At 72.9% G+C, this 22,414-nt stretch carries 17 protein-coding genes and 1 pseudogene; 7 read left to right on the top strand and 11 right to left on the bottom strand.

The features are described 5' to 3' along the window. Nucleotides 1–7 precede the first annotated feature (7 nt). The 5 genes from BS83_RS21185 (at nt 8) to BS83_RS21165 (ending at nt 6,619) form a co-directional block, all read left to right on the top strand. The gene (locus tag BS83_RS21185; protein WP_037605215.1) at nt 8–991 is read left to right on the top strand and encodes a type 2 periplasmic-binding domain-containing protein; all 984 of its coding nucleotides are present in this window, start codon (nt 8–10) and stop codon (nt 989–991) included. A 98-nt stretch (nt 992–1,089) separates the two neighbouring features. After that, a complete protein-coding gene (locus BS83_RS21180; protein WP_051943503.1) occupies nt 1,090–2,667 on the top strand; it encodes an Ig-like domain-containing protein in 1,578 nt (525 codons plus the stop codon). Between the two features lie 161 nt (nt 2,668–2,828). Continuing rightward, the gene (locus BS83_RS45595) at nt 2,829–4,760 is read left to right on the top strand and encodes a hypothetical protein (RefSeq protein WP_063774204.1); all 1,932 of its coding nucleotides are present in this window, start codon (nt 2,829–2,831) and stop codon (nt 4,758–4,760) included. After that, nucleotides 4,757–5,725, top strand: a complete 969-nt coding sequence (locus tag BS83_RS21170; protein WP_051943501.1) for a sortase — start codon at nt 4,757–4,759, stop codon at nt 5,723–5,725. The genes BS83_RS45595 and BS83_RS21170 overlap by 4 nt, the downstream gene beginning before the upstream one ends. 57 nt (nt 5,726–5,782) lie before the next feature. After that, complete coding sequence (locus tag BS83_RS21165) at nt 5,783–6,619, top strand: phosphate ABC transporter ATP-binding protein (RefSeq protein ID WP_037605214.1); 837 nt, start codon at nt 5,783–5,785, stop codon at nt 6,617–6,619. Nucleotides 6,620–6,631: 12 nt separating this feature from the next. On the opposite strand, the gene BS83_RS21160 is transcribed toward BS83_RS21165, so the two are convergent. Both BS83_RS21160 and BS83_RS21155 read right to left on the bottom strand, forming a co-directional pair. Then, the gene (locus BS83_RS21160; RefSeq protein WP_037609554.1) at nt 6,632–7,396 is read right to left on the bottom strand and encodes a maleylpyruvate isomerase family mycothiol-dependent enzyme; all 765 of its coding nucleotides are present in this window, start codon (nt 7,394–7,396) and stop codon (nt 6,632–6,634) included. 81 nt (nt 7,397–7,477) lie between these two features. Next, nucleotides 7,478–7,930, bottom strand: coding sequence for a MarR family winged helix-turn-helix transcriptional regulator (locus BS83_RS21155; protein WP_037605213.1), 453 nt, complete (start codon nt 7,928–7,930; stop codon nt 7,478–7,480). Between the two features lie 81 nt (nt 7,931–8,011). Between BS83_RS21155 and BS83_RS21150 the strand changes: the two genes are divergently transcribed. Beyond that, nucleotides 8,012–8,386 (top strand): cupin domain-containing protein, encoded by a 375-nt coding sequence (locus BS83_RS21150; protein WP_037605212.1) that lies wholly within the window; start codon nt 8,012–8,014, stop codon nt 8,384–8,386. Nucleotides 8,387–8,405: 19 nt separating this feature from the next. Here the strand turns inward: BS83_RS21150 and BS83_RS21145 are convergent, their stop codons facing one another. The 8 genes from BS83_RS21145 to BS83_RS21110 form a co-directional block, all read right to left on the bottom strand. Further along, nucleotides 8,406–8,951, bottom strand: coding sequence for a hypothetical protein (locus BS83_RS21145; RefSeq protein WP_037605211.1), 546 nt, complete (start codon nt 8,949–8,951; stop codon nt 8,406–8,408). 163 nt (nt 8,952–9,114) lie between these two features. Further along, entirely contained in the window at nt 9,115–10,233 is a 1,119-nt protein-coding gene (locus BS83_RS21140) for an N-acetylglucosamine kinase (RefSeq protein ID WP_232248440.1), read from the bottom strand. Next, nucleotides 10,224–11,492 carry a 6-phospho-beta-glucosidase gene (locus tag BS83_RS21135; protein WP_037605210.1) on the bottom strand — a complete coding sequence of 423 codons (1,269 nt, stop codon included), beginning with the start codon at nt 11,490–11,492 and terminating at the stop codon, nt 10,224–10,226. Before BS83_RS21135 ends, BS83_RS21140 begins: the two co-directional genes overlap by 10 nt. Next, complete coding sequence (locus tag BS83_RS21130; RefSeq protein WP_084713774.1) at nt 11,492–12,430, bottom strand: carbohydrate ABC transporter permease; 939 nt, start codon at nt 12,428–12,430, stop codon at nt 11,492–11,494. The genes BS83_RS21135 and BS83_RS21130 overlap by 1 nt, the downstream gene beginning before the upstream one ends. A 15-nt stretch (nt 12,431–12,445) precedes the next feature. Beyond that, entirely contained in the window at nt 12,446–13,390 is a 945-nt protein-coding gene (locus tag BS83_RS21125) for a carbohydrate ABC transporter permease (RefSeq protein WP_037609548.1), read from the bottom strand. A 70-nt stretch (nt 13,391–13,460) separates the two neighbouring features. After that, nucleotides 13,461–14,825: an extracellular solute-binding protein gene (locus BS83_RS21120; RefSeq protein ID WP_037605209.1), complete on the bottom strand. Its 1,365-nt coding sequence runs from the start codon at nt 14,823–14,825 to the stop codon at nt 13,461–13,463. A 173-nt stretch (nt 14,826–14,998) separates the two neighbouring features. Next, nucleotides 14,999–16,189, bottom strand: a complete 1,191-nt coding sequence (locus BS83_RS21115; RefSeq protein ID WP_037605208.1) for an ROK family transcriptional regulator — start codon at nt 16,187–16,189, stop codon at nt 14,999–15,001. 237 nt (nt 16,190–16,426) lie between these two features. Beyond that, nucleotides 16,427–17,512: a mechanosensitive ion channel family protein gene (locus BS83_RS21110; protein WP_037605207.1), complete on the bottom strand. Its 1,086-nt coding sequence runs from the start codon at nt 17,510–17,512 to the stop codon at nt 16,427–16,429. A gap of 273 nt (nt 17,513–17,785) precedes the next feature. On the opposite strand from BS83_RS21110, the gene BS83_RS44095 reads away from it, so the two are divergent. Beyond that, on the top strand, nt 17,786–18,355 hold the full coding sequence (locus BS83_RS44095; RefSeq protein ID WP_084715021.1) for an HNH endonuclease: 570 nt from the start codon (nt 17,786–17,788) through the stop codon (nt 18,353–18,355). A 453-nt stretch (nt 18,356–18,808) separates the two neighbouring features. Here BS83_RS44095 and BS83_RS41990 read toward each other — a convergent pair. Next, nucleotides 18,809–22,195, bottom strand: a pseudogene (locus BS83_RS41990) (beta-N-acetylglucosaminidase domain-containing protein); the annotation flags it as partial. Between the last annotated feature and the right edge of the window lie 219 nt (nt 22,196–22,414).

Below are 22,414 nucleotides of genomic sequence, written 5' to 3'. Positions count from 1 at the left end.
CCTCCTCATGAGTGCCAAGCTCAGGCTCCTCGCCGCCGCCACCGGCGCCGCGCTCCTCGCCGTCGGCGCGGGCACCGCGCACGCGGACCCGGTCGGCGCGCCCACCTACCGTCAGCTCGCGGGCGTGGGCTCCGACACCACCCAGGGCGTCATGGACGCCATGGGCAACGCGATCACGATCAACGGCACCAAGGTCATCGGCTCCTACGACGCCGTCGGGTCGACCACCATCTCCACCCAGGCCGCCGCCGCGTGCCAGAACGTGGCGCGCCCGAACGGTTCCGGCGCCGGTCGCACCGCGCTGCTCAACTCGCTCGGCGCGGCCAACGGCTGCCTGCAGTTCTCCCGTTCCTCCAGCCTGAACCTGGCCGCGTCCAGCCCCGGCCTCACCTACGTGCCCTTCGCCGTCGACGCGGTCACCTACGCGATCACGCCGGGCAGCGTCCTGCCGCGCACGCTCACCCTGACCGACCTGCACGGCATCTACACCTGCGACCCCAACTACGTCGGCACCGCGCCGAACTACAGCGTCCACCCGCTGCTGCCGCAGGCCGGCTCCGGCACCCGCTCCTTCTGGGAGACCACGGTCGGCATCGCCGACGCGGACGTGGTGGCCGGCAAGTACCCGTGCGTCAGCGACACCAAGAACGGCAAGCCGATCGAGGAGCACGACGGCCGCGTCCTCGACGACAGCTCCATCGCGCCCTTCTCCATCGCCCAGTTCATCGCCCAGGGCGCGGGCACCATCGCCGACCTGCGCGGCTCCGCCGTGCTGGGCAGCATCAACGGCACCCCGTCGCTGCTGCTCAACACCGGCTCCGCGGCCACCCGCGAGGTCTACAACGTGATCCCGACCCAGAGCGTCGGCACCGCGCCGTGGAGCACCGTCTTCGCCGGTCCGAGCGCGCTGATCTGCCAGCAGCAGTCGATCATCCGCAGCTACGGCTTCGGCATCGACCCGAGCTGCGGCGACACCTCGAAGACCAGCTGATCCGACTGACGCCGCCGCACCGCCGCTTCCCCGTCTCCGCACGCCCGCTTCCCCAGACGACCGCAGACGAACGACGTCCTACGAAGGCGAGTACTCCTGTGTCGACCTCTCCGATCTCCCGGCGCATCGCGCTGGTCACGGCTACCGTGCTGGCCTCCGGCACCGGCATGCTGTTCGCCGCCGGCGCCGCGCACGCCGACACCGTCCTCGGCGGCATGACGGCCACCCCGGCCTCCGGCGCCGACACCGACGGCATGAGCTTCACCACCGACGGCGCCTGCCCCGGCGGCACCAACCTGCTGATGTCCGTCACCGGCCAGGGCTTCCCCGCCACCGGCACCAACGTCGTCGGCAACTCCCCGCTGTCGATCTACCAGCAGACCGCCTCCGGCGGCTACGTGGTGCCGCTGAACAACACCATGAACTTCTTCGCCAAGCAGGCCGGCATCACCGCCCTGTCCGGCGAGTACGACTTCACCCTCAGCTGCCGCAACGCCTTCGGCGCCACGACCTTCGGCAGCTACGTGGGCAAGATCTGGTTCACCAGCCCCACCACGTACACCTCCACCAACCCGACCCAGGCCGCCACCACGACGACGCTCTCGGTCACCCCGGCCAGCCCGTCCACCGCGGGCTCGGCGGTCACCCTGACCGCGCAGGTCTCCCCGACCGCCGCGGGCAACGTCCAGTTCTACGACGGCACCACGGCGCTGGGCAGCCCGGTGGCGGTCGCCGCCGGCTCCGCGACGCTCACCACCTCGGCGCTCAGCGTCGGCGCCCACCAGCTGACCGCAGCGTTCACCTCCACGGACGCGGCGTTCGGCAACTCCACCTCCACCGTCACCGACTACACGGTGAGCCCGGTCGGCGCGAAGGCCACCACGACCGCGCTGGCCATCACCCAGGGCTCCTCGGCCCCGGCCGGCTCCCCGGTCACGCTGAACGCGACGGTCACCCCGACCACCGCCGCCGGCACCGTCACCTTCACCGACACCACCACCGGCACCGCGATCGGCAGCGCCCCGCTCAACGGCGGCTCCGCCACGCTGACCACCAGCACGCTGCCGCAGGGCGACCACTCGATCACGGCCGCCTTCGTGCCCACCGACGCCACCGCCTACGCGGCCTCCACCTCGGCGGCCGTCCCGTTCACCGTCAGCGCGCCCGGCGGCAACGGCGGCGGCGGTGCGGGCACCGGCACCGAGAACATCACCACCACCGTCGCCCCCGGCGCGCTGGTGCTGAGCGTGGCGGGCAGCAACGTCGCGCTGCCGCCGCTGGCGCTCAACTCGGCCAGCACGCTGTTCGCCACGGCGGGCCCGATCCAGACCGTCACGGTCACCGACACCCGCGCGGGCGCGCCCGGCTGGGCGCTCAGCGGCCAGGTGGCGGACTTCTCCAACGGCACCGACTCGATCAACGGCGAGAACCTCGGTTGGGCTCCGCACCTGGTGAACAAGGTCGACGGCCTCAACGTCACCCTCGGCGGCGCGGTGGCCCCGGCCAACGCCGTCGCCGCGGGCGACACCGGCGCGCTCGGCCTGAAGTCCTCCCGGACGCTGGCCTCCGCGACCGGCCTGGGCACCGCCCAGCTCGGCGCCGACCTCTCCCTGGTCGCGCCGACCTCCACCAAGGCGGGCACCTACACCGGGGTCCTCACGCTGACCGTGATGTGACGTTCCGCCACTCGCACCACGCTCCCCTCCGACCGTGATGTGACGTCCTCTCAGCGAAGTCACTGAAGGCCGCCATTGATGGCCGTCCCGTCGCACCGCCCCGCCGGGGTGCGGCGGGACAGCCTGCCCAGTCACCCGCCAGTGTGAAGGATCCGCCCGCGATGACACGCCCCCCGACGAGGCCGCTGAGAGCGCTGCTCGCGCTGACGGCCCTGCTCACCACCGTGCTGACCGCTCTCGGTGCGACGGCCGCTGCCGCGCCCGCCGCCGCCCCGGCCGCCCAGCAGCAGACCTTCGGCATCCAGCCGGCCTCCGCCGGCGCGCCCGACCAGCGGGCCGCCTTCACCTACGCGGCGACCCCCGGCGCGCAGCTCAAGGACCACATCGCGGTCTTCAACTACGGCGACGAGCCGCTGACGCTGACCCTCTACGCGGCCGACGCCTTCAACACCTCGACCGGCGGCTACGACGTGCTGCCCGCAGGAAGGACCTCGGTAGACATCGGCTCCTGGGTCCACCTCGCCACCGGCACCGTGGTGCTGCCGCCGCGCACCCGTCAGATCGTCCCGTTCACCCTCGCCGTCCCGGCGACCGCCGGACCGGGCGACCACTCCGGCGGCATCGTGCTCGCGCTGCGGCGCCACTCCGTCGACGCCAAGGGCAACGCCGTCGCGGTCGACCAGCGCGTCGGCACCAGGATCCACCTCCGGGTTCCCGGGGCGCTGCGCCCGCGGTTGGTCGTCGAGTCGGTGAGCGTGCACTACCGCGGCACGCTCAACCCCTTCGGCACCGGCAGCACGACCGTCAGCTACACCGTGCGCAACGCCGGCAACATCCGCCTGGGCGGACAGCAGGCCGTCCGGGTCCGCGACGCCCTGGGCCTGGTCGCCACGGCGCGCGGCACCGCGGCACTGACCGAACTGCTGCCGGGCAACACGGAGACCTACACGGTGCGGGTGCCGGGCGTCTTTCCGACACTCTGGTCCACCGCCTCGATCACCGTCGATCCGCTGGCCGTCCCCGGCGACGCGGATCCTGCGCTGCCCTCCGCCGTCAGCAACCGCGACTACGCGACCGTGCCGTGGACGCTGATCGCCCTGCTGCTGCCGGTCCTGGCGCTGATCGCCCGTGCGCTGCTGCGCCTGCGCCGACGTCGCCGCGGCGGCCCGAGCGGTTCCGGTACCCCCGGTGTCCCTGCGCCGCCCACCGCGCCGGCCCGGCCCACCTCACCCGCCCCGCCGATCGAGCCCACGGCGCCCACCGGCCTTCCGGCTCCCAACGCGCCCCAGGCTCCGGTTCCCGCCGTCCCCGGCGCCGGGCCCGGCAAGGCTCTGCGCTCACTCGCCGTCCTCGGGCTGGCGCTGGGAACCGCGCTGACCGCTGCGCTGGGCGGCCCGGCCGCCGCGTTCGCCGACGGGACCTCGCCCTCGCCGACCGCGGTCGCGGGCGGGGCCGCCGGTGTGCTGTTCTTCGGCTACCCGAACGGGCACGACGACGACCCGATCAACGTGGCCACCTCCGGCCGCTGCCCCGAGCCCGGCCAGTGGCTCTCGGCCTCCGTCTCCGGTCCGGGGCTCCCCGCGGGCGGCGTCTCCGACCTGGGCGTCTCCGCCGCGTCGATCTATCCGGCCGCCTCGACCGGCGGCTACACGGTCCCGCTGGTGCAGACCCTGCGCGCCGTCGCGCGTCAGAACGGCGTGGTCAGCCTGCACGGCCGCTACCGGGTCGACGTCTACTGCCGGCCCCGCTTCGGGACCACGCACCTGCGCGACTTCGTCGGCACGCTGACCTTCGCCACGCCAGGCGCCTGGACCGCGGACCGGACCGTCCCGGTCACCATGCCGCAGAGCAGCGAGCCGCCGCCCACGACCGCCGCATCGGCGAAGGCGCCGCTCCCGGCGGCCCGACCCCGGCCGGGCGGCACCCCGGTCGCGTCCTGGCTGGCCATGGCCGCCGGAGCCGCGCTGCTGACCGGCCTCGGTGTCGCGGCCCTGCGCCGACGGCGCGCCCAGGTGGTGCGGGCCAAGGCGGCGACGGCCGCCGCGGCCCGTCGCAAGGACACGGCGGTTCCGGCGAAGGCGGTGCAGCGATGACCGTGGTCACCCCTCCCTGGCCGCCTCCGCCGCCGCCCGCCCCCTCGGTTCCCCCGGCCGGGCCGTCGCTGCTGAAGCCCCCGCCCGCGCCGGCCGCCCCGGCGCCGAAGCGGCGGCGTCTCGACGCCGCATGCGTGTACGGCGCGGTCCTGGTGATCATCTCCGCGCTCATCTTCGGCCTGCTGCTCGACATCGGCCCGGTCGGGGACGTGCGCCACGCCCGGGACCGTGAGACCGCCTACGCGGACCTGCGGTCGGCCCTCGCCCAGGGCACCGTGCCGGTCGGGCAGACGGGACCGGACGGCAGACTGCTCCCGCTCGGCGTGCCGGTCGCCCTGCTCACCGTCCCGGAGCTGGGGCTGCGTGAGGTCGTGCGCGAGGGCACGACCTCCGGGGTGCTGGAGAACGGGCCCGGCCACCGCCGGGACACGCCCATGCCGGGACAGGCAGGGACGAGTGTGGTGATGGCGCGGGAGTCCGGCTTCGGCGGCCCCTTCGGGACGCTCGACCAGCTCCGGCCGGACGAGACCTTCACCCTGATCACCGGTCAGGGCACCCAGGTCTTCCGGGTGCTGGACGTGCGCCGCGCCGGCGATCCGGTGCCGTCGCCGCTCGCCGCGGGCAAGGCCCGCCTGGTACTGGTCACCGCCGACGGTCCCGCGTTCGCGCCGGACGGGGTGCTCCAGGTCGACGCGGACCTGGTCGGCGCGGTCCGTCCGGCGCCCGCCAGGCCCCTGGTCGCCTCCCAGCTGGACCAGTCCGAACTGCCGATGCACGGCGACGTCTCCGCCTGGGTGCCGCTCGTGCTGTGGGGCGAGGCGCTGCTGCTGGCCGCCGTCGCGCTGACCCTGGCCCGGGTCCGCTGGGGCCGCTGGCAGGCGTGGACGCCGGGCGTACCGGTCCTCGGGGCGCTGGGGCTGATCGTCGCCGACCAGGTCGTCAGGCTGCTGCCCAACCTCATCTGAGCCCCGCGCGTTCCACCCCGCGCACTCCCCGCTCGCACGACAAGAAAGGCACCCTCGATGACTGCCCCCGCGCAACCGGAGCAGACCCTGATCCTGCCCGCGCCACGCCCGGCGGCGCGCCCCGGAGGCCTGGAGGCCCGTGAGGTCTCGGCCTGGTTCGGCCGGCACCAGGTGCTCGACCGGGTGTCACTGGCCATGCCGGCCGGCCGGGTCACCGCCCTCATCGGTCCTTCGGGCTGCGGCAAGTCGACGTTCCTGCGCATCCTGAACCGCATGCACGAGCTGGTCCCCGACGCCGCCCTGGCCGGGGAGGTGCTCCTGGACGGCGCCGACATCTACCGACCCGACCTGCGGCTCACCGACGCGCGGCGCCGGATCGGGATGGTCTTCCAGAAGCCGAACCCCTTCCCGGCCATGTCCGTCTACGACAACGTCGTGGCCGGACTGAAGCTCACCGGGATCAGGGCCGGCCGTGCCGAGCGGGACCATCTGGTCCAGGAGTGCCTGACCAGGGCCGGACTGTGGGCGGAGGTCCGCGACCGGCTGCGCCAGCCGGGCGGCGCGCTCTCCGGAGGGCAGCAGCAGCGTCTGTGCATCGCCCGCTCGCTGGCGGTCAGGCCCGAGGTGCTGCTCATGGACGAGCCGTGCTCGGCCCTGGACCCGGGCTCCACCCGCCGGATCGAGGAGACGATCCGCGAGCTGGTCCATGAGGTGACCATCGTGATCGTCACCCACAACATGCAGCAGGCCGCGCGCGTCTCGGACCAGTGCGCCTTCTTCCTGGCCAGTCAGGGCGTGCCCGGTGGGATCGTGGAGCACGGCCCCACCCGGGCCATGTTCGACGCGCCGCGCGACCCCCGGACGGCGGACTACGTCGAGGGGCGATTCGGCTGACGTGCCGTCGGTTCAGTCCCAGTCCTGCAGCTGCTGGAGCAGGTCGGCGTCGCCCTCCAGCCGCAGCGAGGCGTTCGGGATGCGCATGTACATGAGCAGGGCCATCTCGCTCGCGGTGCCGTGGACGGCGGCGGTGGGCTTGCTCCCGGCGGCCTCCGCCGCGGTGAGCCGGGCGTAGCGGGAGCCGGCGGCGTCCACCGTCTGGCGCCAGGAGCCGGCCCCGGCCGCGTGGTAGTCCATGGTGGCGGGCTCGTGCGGCCACAGGGCCGTGTTGGTGCAGACGGTGGCGAGGAACTCCTCGATGGCGCCGACCGCCTCGGTCCTCGGCAGCTCCTGCGGGTCACCGGCGGCCAGCTGGGCGTCGTAGGTGTGGATCATCGACTCCGGGACCCGGCGGCGGGCCACGGCGGCCACGGTGTGCGGCGAGGCCAGCGGCTCCCACCAGGCCCAGCAGCCCCGGTCCGGGCCGGCCTCGCGCAGAGCGGCGAGCAGCTGCTCCGTCGAGTCGGCCAGCCAGGCGATGAGGGCCTCGCGCTCCCTGGGGGCCGCCTGCCCGTCCTTGCTCGGACGCTCGTCGCCCGGCACGGTGTTCAGCACGATGTGGGCCCAGAAGCGGTCCCCCTCGCTGAGGTGGTTCGCCAGGTCGTACAGCGTCCAGCCCGGGCAGGTCGGGACGTCGGCGTCGAGGCTGGGGGCCGCGGCGACGGCGGCGCGGAACGCGGCGGACCGCTCGTCGATCATCCGCAGCAGGGTGGGGAAGTGGAGATGCTCAGTCACGCAGACCTTGTACCACCCGGGCCTGGACTGTCGCACTCGATTAACTGATCGTTTCAGACTGCGCCGAGCGCTGGGCCGGTCTCACCATGCGGGCCGGATCGGCCCCTTGGGTCGGAGCGCGGCGAGGTCGCGGACCAGGGCGGCGAACCGCTCCGGCCCCAGCGTGGCGCGCCACGGCTCGACCGCGGCGACGGCGGCGGCGTCCGCCGCCCGCGTGCAGGCCCAGCCGCGCTCGGTGAGACGCAGCAGCCTGGCCCGCGCGTCGGTGGGATGCGGTGTGCGCTCGACGTAGCCCTTGCGGACCAGCTCGTCGACGAGCTGGGCGGCGGCCTGCTTGGTCACCCCCAGGTGCTCGGCGAGGTCGGCGGTGGTGGCCCCGCCGTGGGAGATCCGCACGAAGGCGAAGCCGTGGGTCGGTCGCAGGTCGTCGAAGCCGGCGTCCACCACGCGCTGGTGGATGCCCTGGACGAGCTCGCCCGCGAGGGCGAGGACGAGGGCGGAGAAGGCGAGGGCGTCGGCATCGGCATCGGGCATGGGTTGACCCTACCCCAATAGACAAGTAGCTTGTCCATATAGACAAGATGCTTGTCCATCTCTCGAAAGGCCGCATCTGCCATGCCCTTCATCCGCAGCACCGAGGCCCAGGTCCACGAGATCCACGGCGTCCGTTTCCACGGCTATGCGAACCCCGCCACCGGCAGCAAGGAGATCTGCGCCTGGCGCGGCGAGATCCCGGCCGGCACCGCGGGCCAGGCCCACACGATCACCAAGGAGGAGATCCTCTACGTGCTCGAGGGCCGCCTGCTCTTCACCCTCGACGGCGAGCGCGCCGAACTCCGTCCCGGCGACGTCCTGCTGGCCAACCCGGGCAGCACCCTCCGCGTCGACAACGAGAGCGGAGCCCCGGCGACCATCTGGACCACCACCTCGATCGGCCTCGAAGCGGTGATGGCCGACGGCTCCCGACTCGCCCCGCCGTGGGCGAACTGAGCTGCGCCCGGCTCTCGGGTCAGTCGCCGCCGTACCCCAGCAGGATGGAGTCGCGCAGGTGCGGCAGTCCGCGGGCGATGTCGGCCGCGGCGGACAGACAGCCGAGCCGGTCGGCCCCGGTTGCGGGTGGGGTGGCGCAGCCCAGCCGCTGGTAGGCGGTCGCCGCACTCACCAGGGCGCGGGCGGTGGTCCTGAGGCTCCCGAAGCCCTTGCGTCCCGCGACGGCGGCGACGGCGCCGCGGGCGACCAGTCCGGTCTCCGCGGCAGCGCGGCCGCAGGCGGACGTGAAGACCCGGCCCGACGAGGGTGAGCACGGCGAGTGCGTGCCGGTGCCGTAGCGGCGTTCGTCCTCGAGGACGCGTTCGCCCACCGCCTGCTGCACCTCCGTGACCGCGAGCGCCTGCGCGTAACGGGCGTAGGGCGGGGCCGGGCGAACGGCGGCAACAGGCGAGACGGAGTGCGGGCGTGCGGCCGTGGCGCCGCAGCCGGCCAGCAGCGGGCCGGTGAGTATCGCCAGGGCGAGCAGGGACAGGCGGCCACGTGCGGCCGGACGTGCGAGATTCATGCGCGGAGTATGCCAGCGCGGGGTCACGGCCCCCCGGGGCGGGTGGGCCGCCCGCGGCTGCCGCCTCCGCCGGCCTTCGGCCGTGCGCGTCACGGGGTGTGGCAGCGCGCCACCGGGCCCCACAGCTCCGGTGCCGCGCTGCCACGTCGACGAGTCGGCGCCCCTACGCCGTCACGCCGAAGGCCGCGCGCAGACGTTGTTGGGCGGCAGGGCCGCCGCCCAGTTCCGCCGCGGCCAGGTGGTCGAGGCCCAGCAGGGCCGCGCCCACGACCGGTGGGGTGGTGACGACCTGGGGGGTCGCCAGCGGGGCCGAGCGGGCGAGCCGGCCCAGCACTGCGTCCATCAGCAGGGGCTGACGTGCCGCCAGGACTCCGCCGCCCAGGACCACGTCGGCGGGGGCGTCCAGCAGGTCCAGCCGGCGCAGGGCCACCGTGGCGAGGGTGGCGATCTCCTCCGCCTGGCGTTCCACCAGCTCCACCGCCAGACGGTCGCCCTCCTCCGCGCAGCGGAACAGGACCGGCACGAGCTCGTGCAGCCGACCGTCGGCGATCTCGCCCAGGTGCACCGCCTCCGCCACCGCGCTCGCGCTGACCAGGCCGAAGTGCTCGGCGACCGCGACCGCCAGCGCGGTGGGCGCGCCGCGGCCGTCCTCCGCACGGGTGGAGGCCCACATGACCTCCAGTGAGATGCCCCCGCCGCCGCCCCAGTCGCCGGTGATCTGGCCGAGCGCGGGGAACCGCGCGGTGCGGCCGTCCGGCAGCAGCCCGACGCAGTTGATCCCCGCGCCGCAGACCACGGCGACGCCGCGCGGGGCGTCCGTTCCGGCGCGCAGCAGGGCGAAGGTGTCGTTGGCGACGACGGTCGTGCGCGACCAGCCGCGCGCGGCGATCGCCTGTTGCAGGATGCGCTCCTCGACCGGCAGGTCCGCGTTGGCCAGGCACGCGGAGACGTGCGTCACCAACGGTCCCTGGCCGCCGCGGATGTCCAGCCCGGCCTCCGCCGCGGCCGCCGCGACCAGCTGGGCCAGCTGGTCGATCGAGGCGTCCACGCTGACCTCGTAGGGCCGGAAGCCACCGCCGCGCGCGCGGCCGAGCACGGACCCGGTCGCGGTCACCAGGGCCACGTCCGTCTTGCTGTTGCCCGCGTCGATCGCCAGCACCCCGGCGACCAGCTCGGCGCCCACGGCTCCGACGGTGCCGGCGCCGATGGGATTGCCCACCTCCTCGTCCTGACCGGGATCGGGATCGGACTGTCCTGCGGTCATGAAGGTCGTCACGCCCATGCCAGGTGCTCGCGGTTGTGCGCGATCAGACGGTCCGTCAGCCTGTCCGCCAGGTCGATCTGGCCGACCAGCGGATGGGCCAGCAGCGCCTGGAAGACGCGGTCGCGTCCGCCGCGCAGCGCGGCGTCCAGGGCCAGCTGCTCGTAGCCGGTGACGTTGGCGATCAGCCCGGCGTACAGCGGCTCCACCGTCGGCACCGGCAGCGGGCGCGCGCCCGTCGCGTCGACCAGGGCGGGGACCTCGACCACCGCGTCGTCGGGGAGGAACGGCAGGGTGCCGCGGTTCAGCACGTTGACCACCTGCTCGCTCGGCTCGCCGCCCTGGGTGCCCAGCAGCGAGGCGACCAGTTGCACCGCAGCCTCCGAGTAGAACGCGCCGCCTCGCTGCCCGAGCAGCTCCGGCTTCTCGTCCAGCTCCGGGTCCGCGTACATCTCCAGCAGCTCGCGCTCGATCGCGGCCACCTGAGAGGCCCGCGAGCCCTGCACCTTCAGCTCCGCCACGACCTCGTCGTGCTGGTAGAAGTAGCGCAGGTAGTACGAGGGCACCACGCCCAACTGCCGTACCAGCGACAGCGGCAGGTGCAGGTCCTCGGCGATGGCGGTGCCGTGCGCCGCGATCAGGTCGGGCAGCACGTCCTTGCCGTCCAGGCGGACGCCGCGCTCCCAGGTGAGGTGGTTCAGGCCCACATGGTCCAGCTGCACCCGCTCCGGCGCGACGCCGAGCAGCCCGGCGAACTTGCGCTGGAAGCCGATCGCGACGTTGCACAGCCCGACGGCCTTGTGTCCTGCGGTGAGCAGCGCGCGGGTGACGATGCCGACCGGGTTGGTGAAGTCGACGATCCAGGCGTCGGGGTTGGCCCGGCGCACCCGCTCGGCGATGTCCAGCACGACAGGGACGGTCCGCAGCGCCTTGGCGAGCCCGCCCGCGCCGGTGGTCTCCTGGCCGACGCAGCCGCACTCCAGCGGCCAGGTCTCGTCCTGGTCCCTGGCGGCCTGACCGCCGACCCGCAACTGCAGCAGCACGGCGTCCGCGCCCTGGACCGAGGCGTCCAGATCGGTGGAGGTGGTGACCGTGCCCGGATGGCCCTGCCTGGCGAAGATCCGCCGGGCCAGCCCGCCGACCAGCTCCAGCCGCTCCGCGGCGGGGTCCACCAGGACCAGCTCGCCGATCGGCAGGCTGTCGCGGAGTCTGGCGAAGCCGTCGATCAGCTCCGGCGTGTACGTCGAGCCGCCCCCGACGACGACCAGCTTGAGGCTCATCAGCCCTTGACTCCTGTCAGTGTGACGCCCTCGATGAAGGCCTTCTGGGCGAAGAAGAACACGATGATCACGGGCGCCATCACCAGCAGGGTGGCGGCCATGGTCAGGTTCCAGTTGGTGTGGTGCGCGCCGTGGAAGGACTGCAGTCCGTAGGAGAGGGTCCAGGCGGCGGGGTTGTCCGAGGCGTAGATCTGCGGGCCGAAGTAGTCGTTCCAGCAGTAGAAGAACTGGAACAGGGCGACGGCGGAGATGGCCGGCTTGGCCATCGGCAGCACGACCTTGATCAGCGTGCGCAGCTCTCCGCAGCCGTCGACCTTGGCCGCGTCGAGGTACTCCTTGGGGATGGTCAGCAGGAACTGGCGCAGCAGGAAGATGGAGAAGGCGTCGCCGAAGGCCATCGGGATGATCAGCGGCCAGAGCGTGCCGTCCATGTTCATCTGCTTGGCCCAGAAGAGGTACATCGGAATGATGATCACCTGCGGCGGCAGCATCATCATCGAGATGACCAGCATCATCGCCAGCCGGCGACCGGGGAAGCGGAACTTGGCCAGCGCGTAGGCGACCGGGACGGAGGAGACGACCGTCAGCAGCGTGCCCAGCACGGCGTACTCGACGGTGTTCTTCCACCAGGTGCCGAAGCCGGGGACGTCGAAGATCGCCCGGTAGTTGCTCCAGACCCAGTGCGTGGGCCAGTAGTTGCTGCTGAGCGCCTGGTCGTCGGTCATCACCGAGGTGAGGAAGAGGAAGACGAACGGGAGGATGAAGACCAGCGCGACGGCGAGGCCGACCGAGTGGACCGCGATCCACTCCAGCGTCCTGCGCCGCTTGGCCTTGCGGAAGGCGATCGCCGAGCTGTTCGGCACGCCCTTGTTGGCGCGGGCCGGCTTGCTGGTGAGGCCGCTGTCAGCGCTGTCGGGGGTTGTGGCGACGTTGCTCATGGGTGGGATTCCTTCCTAGTCCTCAGCCATGAGGCCGGAGCGGCGGCGCATCAGCAGCGAGGTGCACGCCATGGCGATCAGGAACAGCAGGATCGAGACGACGCAGGCCGCGCCGTAGTCGAAGCGCTGGAAGCCGATGTTGTAGACGAGCTGGGGCAGGGTCCAGGTCGAGCCGTTCGGGTAGCCGGGCTCGAACTGCTGGCCGGAGCCGCCGATCTGACCGGAGGCCACCTGCCCGGCCACGATGGCCTGGGTGTAGTACTGCAGCGTCTGGATCACGCCCGTGATCACCGCGAACATGATGATCGGCATGATGTTGGGGAGCGTGACGTAGCGCCAGCGGTGCCAGGAGTTGGCGCCGTCCAGCGACGCGGCCTCGTACTGCTCGGCGGGCACGTCCAGCAGGGCGGCCATGAAGATGACCATCAGGTCGCCGATGCCCCACAGCGAGAGCAGCACCAGCGAGGGCTTGGACCAGTTCGGGTCGTTGAACCAGCCAGGGGGGTGGGCGATGCCCAGGTCCGCCAGGTAGTGGTTGACCGGCCCGGTGCCCGGGTTGAAGAGGAAGGCGAAGGCGATCGTGGCCGCCACCGGCGGGGCCAGGTAGGGCAGGTAGAAGGCGGTGCGGAAGAAGCCGCCGCCGGTCTTGATCTTCGTGATCAGCATGCCGATGCCCATGCCGAAGATCGTCCGCAGTGTCACCATCACCACGACCAGCCAGGCGGTGTTGCGCACCGACTGCCAGAAGAAGGGGAACTTCGTGATGACGTAGTCGTAGTTCTTGAAGCCGACGAAGGACGGCGGGTTGAAGCCGTCGTAGTGCGTGAGCGAGAAGTAGACGGTGGCGATGAGCGGGTAGGCGAAGAAGACGCCGAAGCCGATCAGCCAGGGGGAGAGGAAGCCGGCGGCGGTCGCCAGCTCCTTGCGCCGCTTGCGACGCAGCGCGGGTGCGAGAGACATGTCGGTCACCGCCAGGGGGAGTGGGGGGAGCGGGCCGGGTCCGGCCGTGGCGGCCGGACCCGGGTGGGGCTTACTGCGCCTGCGCGAGGTCCGCGTCGATCTGTGCGGCGGTGGTCTTCAGCGCCGTGTTCAGGTCGGTCACCTGGCCGGACTCGTACTTGTAGCCGAGGTTCTGGAAGGTCACCAGGTACGCCCCGCCGTTCGGCGTGGCCGGGGTGGTGTTGCTGTTCGGGTTCGCGGCCACGTCCAGGAAGGTCTGGAAGGCCGGGCTGTGGTCGAGCGACGGGTCCTTGAGCGCGGCCAGCGTGCTCGGCACGTTGGAGATCGCGTTGGCGAAGGAGACCAGCGCCTTGGTGTCCGTGGTGAGGAACTTCAGGAACTCCCAGGCGGCCGCCTGCTTCTTGCTGCTGGCCGCCATGCCGATGATGGTGCCGGTCTGGTAGCCCTTGCCGTAGGTCGAGAGCTGGTTGTCCGGCACCGGCAGCGGCGCGGTGGCGTAGTCGAGCTTCACGCCGTCGCCCTTGATGCTGGCCACGCGCCACTCGCCGTCCATCGACATGGCCACCTGGCCGGTCTCGAACGGGTTCTTGGCGCTGAACTCGTCACCGAAGGTGGTGCGGAACTTGTCGAGCTGCTTGTAGCCGCCGAGCAGGTCGGTGAGCTTCTTCTGCTCGTTCAGCGCGCCGGCGAAGGCCGGGTCGGTGGCGATGGACGACTTGCCGTCCGAGCCGAACCAGCCGGTCGGGCCGAACTGCGCCGCGTAGTGCTCGGTGGTGGTCTCGTAACCGTGGTACAGCGGCATGAACCCGAGCTGGGAGTAGGTCCCGCCACTGGACTTGGTGAGCTTGACGGCGTCCTGCTCGAACTCGGTCCAGGTCTTCGGCGGGCTGGCGATCCCGGCCGCCTTGAACATGTCGGTGTTGTAGTAGAGCCCGTACGCGTCGCCCAGCAGCGGCAGGGCGCACTGGTTGCCCTTGTAGTTGGTGTAGTCGAGCATCGCCTTGGAGAAGGTCGTGGCCTTGTCGATGCCGTCCTTCTGCAGCAGCGGGTCGAGGTCCACCCACTCGTGGCTGTTGCAGAACTGGCCGACGTTGTTCGTGGTGAACGAGGAGACCACGTCGGGGGCGTTGTCGCCGCCGGCCCGCAGCGCCTGGTTGATCTTGTCGTCGGTCACGTTGGAGACGGCGTGGACCTTGATGTTCGGGTGCGTGGCCTCGAACGCCGCGATGTTGGCGTTGATCGCCTTCAGCTCGTTCGGCTGGCTCCAGCCGTGCCAGAAGGTGATGGTGACGGGCGCGCTGCTGCTGCCGGTGCTGCCCTGGCCGCCGCTGCTCTGGCCGGTGCAGGCGGCCGCGGTCAGCGTGAGCGAGGCGGCGACGGCGAGGGCGGCGGCGGTGCGACGGCCTCTGCGGTGCGTGGACGGAACGGTCGACACGGGTTCTCCAGTGGGGTTCGGACCGGTTTCGATGGGCGCTGTCGGGGTGCACTGAGCTACGGGCGCGGCGCAGTGCTTGCCGGTCCGTTGCGGTGGGTGGGGGTGCGATCGGGTCGAGCGGTGGGTCGAGCTACGGGTCGAACGGGGTGGAGCGGGTGGATCGGGGGTGTGGGTCAGTGGGTCGAGAAGACCTGTTCCCTGGCGGTGGTCAGGGCCGTCTGCAGGGCGCCGATGACGACGGGCGAGCCCTCCAGCGCGCTCAGCAGCAGGCGTGGTCGGGGGACCGCCAGCCCCGTCAGCTCCTCCTGCACCAGCGCCCGCAGCTGTTCGCCGCCGCCGCGCGGCACCGCGCCGCTGAGCAGGACCAGCTCCGGGTCGACGACCGCGACGACCGCGGCCAGGCCGGTGGCCATCCGTTCGGCCAGCGTGCGCAGGAAGGCGTCGGCGCCGCGTTCGACCGCTTCGGCGACGACCAGCTTCGCGTTCTCCCCGGTCAGGCCGTGCTCGCGGGCCAGGGCCAGCACGGCGGGTGCGCCGGCCAGTTCCTGGAAGCCCCCGGAGTTCTCGACCTCCAGGTGCACGTTCTTGATCAGCGGCGCGCCCGGCATCGGCATGTAGCCGACCTCGCCCGCGCCTCCGGTGTGGCCGCGGTGCATCCGGCCGCCGAGGACCAGCGCGGCGCCGATGCCCTCCTCGACCCAGAGCAGCACGAAGTCCTGCACGCCCTGTGCGAGCCCGACCCGCTGCTCGGCGACGGCCGCCAGATTGACGTCGTTCTCCATGGCCACCGGAACGCCCAGGGCCGACGACAGCTCGTCGACGAGCCGGGGCGTGTGCCAGCCGAGCAGGTGGGCGGCGTAGCGCAGCTCTCCGGTCGCCGGGTCGAGCGCGCCCGGGGTGCCGATGACGACCTGCCGCAGCGCGCCCCGGTCGAGGCCTGCGGCGGCGGTCGCCGTGTCGAGCGCCATGGTGATCTGGGCCAGCGCCTGACCGGGGTCGCCGGCCGGCAGCGGAAGGCGGTGCTCGGTGACCACGGCGCCGGTGATGTCCGCGATCGCGACCCGGATCCGGGTCGGGTTCACGTCCAGGCCGGCGACGTACCCGGCGCGGGGGTTGATCTCGTAGAGCTGCGCGCCGGGGCCGGGCCGCCCGGCGGTCGTCCCGACGGGTACGACCAGTCCCGCCGACTCCAGGCGTGCCAGCAACTGCGATGCGGTCGGCTTCGACAGCCCGGTGAGCGTGCCGAGCTGGCTCCGCGAGAGCGGCCCCTGCTCCAGCAGCAGCTCCAGCGCCGCCCGGTCGTTGATCGCGCGCAGCAGGCTCGGAGTGCCGGGCTGCGAGGGGTTGCCGGTGCCGGTCGACATGGCGTTCAATCACTCTCCTCGCGTGGGTGCCCAGCACCTTAGTGGGTGGGGCTGCGTCGATGGGCCTGCGCTGAACTATTAGGAAACTTTCCTATCGGTTGGCAGGAACGTACGGCCGCACCCGAGGAGATGTCAATGCCCCGGGAACACCCCGATCTCCTTGGAGACCGAAGCGTTATCCGGGGCAGTGGGGAAGCGGCGAGGAACGCGCTCCGCCGAGGCGGAGCGGCCGGGGGGTCAGCGCTGCGCGGGGTCGTCCAGACCGGGGATCGGCGCGGTGGCGCGGGACTGCGCGCTGTTGGGGTCGCCGAGGGCCGAGGGCGCGGACATGTCCGGTCCCGAAGGCCCACTGCGGGGGGAGGGGACGTCCGCGACCTGCGGGGTCACCCCGAGGTGGACGCCCGACTCCTCCAGCGACACCTTGATACGGCGCCGCAGCTCACGGGCGACGCCCAGCGCCTTGCCCGGCATCACCTTCGCCGAGACGTGCAGGATCAGCGCCTCGGCGGCCAGCGAGTCCACGCCGAGGACCTTGACCGGCTCGGCCGGCTCCCACAACTGCTCGGCCCAGCGCTCCTCCTTGGCCATCTCCTCCGCTGCCGCGAGGATCACCTGCTCGACCTGGTCGATGTTCTCGTGGTAGCCGAGCGGGATCTCCACGTTCGCCGTCGCCCAGCCCTGGCTCAGGTTGGCGATCCGCTTCACCTCGCCGTTGCGGATGTACCAGATCTCGCCGCCCGCGCCGCGCAGCTTGGTCACCCGCAGGCCGACCTCCAGCACCGTCCCCGTGGCCACGCCGGTGTCGATCTGGTCGCCGACGCCGTACTGGTCCTCGATGATCATGAAGACGCCGGAGAGGAAGTCCGTCACCAGGTTCCGCGCGCCGAAACCGATCGCCACACCGGCCACGCCCGCGCTCGCCAGCAGCGGGGCCAGGTTGATCCCGAGGACCGGCAGGATCGTGATCGCCGCGGTGCCCAGGATCACGAAGGACGCGACGCTGCGCAGCACGGAACCCATCGCCTGGGACCGCTGCCGCCGCCGCTCCGCGTTGGCCAGCAGGCCCGTGAGCAGGGCGTTGTGCGCCATGCTCTGGTGCACGTGCGACATCCGGGCGACCAGCTTGTCGATCAGCCGCACCACGACCGCGCGCACCACCAGTGCGATCACCGCGATGAAGAGGATGCGGACCCCGCTGGTCACCCAACCCTGCCAGTGCGCGCTCACGTAGCCCACGGCCTGACTCGCCTCGTGGATCGTCGTGCTGGGGGCGCCGCCCGCGGAGCTCGCGGGGGCGGGGGTGCTGGGGGTCTGGCTGGCCATCGCCCCAGACTACCGAGAGCGGCGGCGGCGACCGCAAACCGCGAGGCCGGACGAGAGGCGCCGCTGACCGTCCGTTACCGGGCTTGACCTGCGGTGACCGTGGGCATGATGGCGGTGTGGGCTTCCGGTGTGGGGGAGCACACACCCGGTCGGACCTCAGGTCATGCTGGCGCCCCGGCACCTTCGGCGGCGACACTGTCAGGAGATCACCCCGCCCGGGTGATCGGTCGTCCCGGCGCGAGCCACGCGTCGTAGGCGGAAAGGGAGGCCCTCGTGCCGCATGTTCTGGTCCTGAACGCGTCCTACGAGCCACTGGGCGTCGTGTCACTACGACGCGCCCTGGTCCTCGTCCTCGACAAGAAGGCTGTGAGCCTTGAGGAGACCGGGGTTCTACTGCACAGCGCGACCAGCGCCATATCGGCGCCGTCCGTCGTCCGACTGACCCGATTCGTTCGGGTCCCCTTTCGCGGGCCCGTCCCGCTCACCCGACGGGCGCTCTTCGCCCGCGACGGCGGGCGATGCGTGTACTGCGGTGGCGTCGCAACCAGCGTCGACCACGTGGTGCCGCGCAGCCGCGGCGGCCAGCACGCGTGGGACAACGTGGTGGCAGCCTGCCGCCGCTGCAACCACGTGAAGGCGGACCGGCACCTGTCCGAGATCGGTTGGCGCATGAAGCGGACACCGGCCCCGCCCACCGGGCTGGCCTGGCGCATCATCGGCACGGGCCACCGCGACCCGCGGTGGCGCCCTTACCTGGAGCCGTACGGCACGGCGGAGGAGCTCTCGCACCTCGCGCCATTCCCTCATGCCGGGCCAACGGCCCCGGCGGAGCTCAGCGCGTAGTTGCGCGAAGCTCGCCGGGGCTTTTTGTTTGGGCAGACGGGCGCTCCGCGACGGCCGGCCGGTTGTACCACCCGGGGGCGCGGGGAACTGCGCGAGACACCGCCCTGTGCGGATGGCCCTGTTCGATGAGGACCATCCGCGTGTCGGTGGCTTGTCGCGCAGTTCCTCGCGCCCCTGGGTGGTGCAACGGGCCCTTCGCGGTGAGGCGTCGCGCCCACGCGCCGGAGGCGCAGATCGGCAGAGCCTCGCGCCCCTGGGTGGTGCAACGGGCCCTTCGCGGTGAGGCGTCGCGCCCACGAGGCTCAGGGGGTCGCCGTCGGGGACGGGGTCGCCGGGGGAGAGGGCGGGGTGACCGGGGGAGGATCGGCGGGGTCGGGGTGGGGTGGGGAGCGGCGTCGGGGGTGGGGGCGGGGTGGTGACCCCGTACAGCTCCAGGCCGAAGAGGGAGTAGCCGAACCGGGTCGCCCGTGCGACCCCCTGCATCCGGACGTACTGCGCGTCCACCGCGCCGAAGCGGACCGTCTCGTCGCCGCCGCGACCGCCGTCCACCGTCGCCGCCGTGGTCCAGGTCTGACCGTCCATCGAGGTCTCGATCCGGTAGCGCGCCGCGTACGCGTCCTGCCAGTGCAGCACGACCTCGCCCAGCGTCGTCGGCGCCGCCAGCTTCAGCTGGACCCATGCGTCGTCCTGGGCCGGGGAGGACCACCGCGTCGTCGGATCGCCGTCGTTGACGTTCGAGGCGGGGAAGTCCGAGGTCTCGTCGCCCGAGGAGCTCGCCGTCGCGTCGAGTGCCAGGTCGGGGCCGCCGGTGCGCGGGTAGACATGCACCGTGACGTCCTGCGTCGCGACCCGGCCGCCGACCGTGAAGACGACGTGCGCGGAGTAGACGCCCGTCGGGGTGTTCGCCGCCGCCGCGAACGAGAGCGGGACGCCCGCCTGACCGCCGCGCGGCACCGCGACCGCGCCGGTGCCGGAGACCGTGACGCCCTTCGCCGCCGGCGGCAGCTGCGCGGTGACCGTGCCCGTGGCGCCGCCCACGCCCTGGGCCTGGAGCTCGCCCGGCAGGGCCACGGGATCGCCGCCGGCCTGGAGGTCGATGCTCTGCCGACCCAGCTGCAGCGTCGCCGGTGGGGTGTCCGCGAACCAGGGGATGATCTGGTAGACCACCGGCGGTTGCGCGCCGTCCGCCCAGACCAGCCGGATCCGGTCCACCCTCAGCTTCGGGTCGGTCGCCAGCTCGGTGTAGCCGCCGGAGGCCAGCGCGCCCGCGCTGGTCCAGCCCTTGTCCGTGCTGTGCACCTCGACCCGGCCCGGTGCGCGCACCTGCCCGTCGGTCAGCACCACGATCCGGTTGAGCGGGCGGGTCTGTCCCAGCGACACGGTCAACGCGTCGCCCGGCTGCGGCGCGGCCGCGGCGCGGTAGGGGGAGTCCAGGGAGCCGTCGACGACGTTCGAGGCCGGCGCGCCGTCCTGCGCGGCCGGGCCGGTCGCGGTCATCGCGTTGGCGTCGGGCGCGGTCACCGTGAAGGAGCGGACGGCGACGGCGCTGTCCTGGGTGCTCGTCGCGCGCAGCCGCAGGTAGCGGGCGACGGTCCCGGCCGGGAGGGTCGCGTCGATCTCGCGCCGGTCGTGGTAGCTCGCGACCTGCTGCCAGCCGCCGTCGTCGGTCGCGTACTCCAGGACCGCGTCGTGCAGGTAGTCGCCCTCGGCCATGTCCCCGGCCGGGCCGCCCATGACGATGTGGACCTGCCGGACCGGCGTCGCGCTGCCGAGGTCGACGCCGACGCTGTCGCCCGCCTGGGGCGGGGCGCTGGACCAGTAGTAGCTGTCAGGGTCGGCGTCGACCATCAGCGCAGGGTCGTGGTCCTGGGCGGTGCCCATGGTGCTGGTGGCCGTCAGCTGGTCCCCGTCGACGCCCGCCCAGGAGTCGGAGGCCTTGAGCGCGCGCTGGAGGAAGGGGTCGAGCACGCCCGCCCCGATGGTCACGCCGGAGTCGGCCAGGCCGTCCAGCTGCTGACGCAGTGCCACCCGCTGGTCCCAGGCGGCCGCGCCGTTCCCGGCGCGCTGCGCCGCGAGCATGTCGACGGCGGCCTGGCCCGCCCGGCCGTAGCGGGCGAGCTGGTCCACCCAGGACTGGTCCTCGGCCACCAGCTGTCCGCCGTCGACGCCGGCGAGCCTGTCGGCGGCCTGTGCCATCGTGGTGAACGCGGCACGCAGCCGCGCGGCGGCCTGGGCACGGGCGGCCGTCGCTGCCTGGTCGGTGGCGGCCGGCCGGGGGGACGTCGGTTCGAACGCGGCCCAGAAGGCGGCGAGCAGCGGCCGCAGATACGCGGACTCCTGCTGGCCGAGCGGCGAGGAGGCGCTGTTGCCCGCCAGGGCGGCCAGCGCTGCGGTGGCACTCTGCGCGTCCGGTGCGCTGCCGGCCAGGTCGGCGACGGCGGCCCGCCAGGAGTCCTGCGGCTGGTAGGCGGTGGGGTTCCAGGCGAAGTCGGCCGCGGTGAACAGCGGGATGCGCGAGGCCACGGGCTGCTGCATCGCGTTGACCAGCAGACCGGCCGCGTCGGTGGTCAGCGAGGCGTCGCGGCCCTGGTAGGCGCCGAGGTAGAGCCGGTCCTGCGCGGAGTCGTTGACGGGGTAGTTGTCCTGGGTCACCAGCTGGTGACCCAGGACCTGCTGGGCCGCCGTCAGGTCCGCCCCCGTGATGGTCGCCGGCTGCACGCCCACGCCGGTCCAGGCGATCCGCACCTGCGGGTTCAACGCCTTGGCCAGGGCGGTGCGGTAGGGCGTCGCGCCGCTGCGGTAGTACTCGCTGGGCAGCACCGTCAAAGCGTCCGCGTCCGGGTGCCTGGAGAGGAACCGACGCAGCACGACGTCGACGAGGTCGGCCTGCGCGTGGGCCGCGGCGGCCGGGCCGTGGCCGTAGGCGTTCGCGTCACCCGAGCAGTGCCAGTGGGAGAAGGTGCTCTCGGAGAAGTCCAGCTGGAACGAGCGGAAGCCGAGCCCCCACAGCTGCTCCGCCTTGGCGACGAGCGCGTCCTGGTCCTTGCCGGAGGTGAAGCAGAGCGAGTCGCCGACGGACAGCGAGTAGCCCAGCGTGACGTGCTCCGACGCGGCGCGCCGTCCGAGTGCGGCCAGCTCCGCCTGCTGGTCGGCGGGATAGGGCTCGCGCCACTGGATGCCCCGGTAGGGGTCGTCGCCCGGCGCGTAGAGGAAGTAGTTCTGCTTGGTCCGGCCGAGGAAGTCGACCATGTCGAGAGTCTGCTGCCCGGTCCAGGGCGTGCCGTAGAACCCCTCGGTGACGCCGCGCCGGGGAGTCGTCGGCCAGTCCTGGACGACGACGCCGGGCAGCGCCCCACCGGTCCCGAGCAGCTGCCGGAAGGACTGCACCGCGTTGTACGTTCCGTCCGCGTCCACCCCGGCGAGCACGGCGATCCCGGCCTTGGCGCTCCCGCCGGCGGGGACGGTCCCGGTGGCCAGCACGTAGCCCCCGGCGGGCAGGCCGGTGGGGGAAGGGGTGGGCGACGCGGCGGTGCCCAGCGAACGCAGCGCCCGGTCGGTCCCGCCTCCCGCGCCCTCGGCGAGGCCGCCCAGGTACACGGTGAGCACATCCGGCTGCGGATCGGCGTCCGGCGCGACGGTGTCCACCCGCTGCACGCCGACGGAGGCGAGGGCGTTCTGCAGCGCGGCGAGCGCGCCGGGGTCGGCCTGCGGGGCGACGGCCAGCGCCACCCGCGACGGCCTCGGGACGGTCGAGCCCTGGGCCCGTTCACGCTGCGGCCGGGGGTAGATCGCGGGACCGGAGGACTCGGGGAGGGTGGTCGTCGTGGGGCCGCCCGGCACGCTCTCGCCGTCGGCCAGCACGCGCGAGACGGCGAAGGGGGCACGGGCGTTCGCGTCGGCCGGCGCGGCTCCCGCGGCCAGGCCGCTCCCGACGACGGCGGCGACGGTGAACGCCGCGCTCGCCCGCAGGGCCGCGCTCCTGGTGCGGACCTGGGCGGTCAGTGCGAGCAGCGGTGGGGTGCCCTTGAGCTGGGCGATCAGCCGGTCCGCCGTCTCCGG

Source organism: Streptacidiphilus rugosus AM-16, from assembly GCF_000744655.1.
GTDB lineage: Bacteria > Actinomycetota > Actinomycetes > Streptomycetales > Streptomycetaceae > Streptacidiphilus > Streptacidiphilus rugosus.
This window is presented reverse-complemented; position numbering and strand designations above follow the sequence as displayed.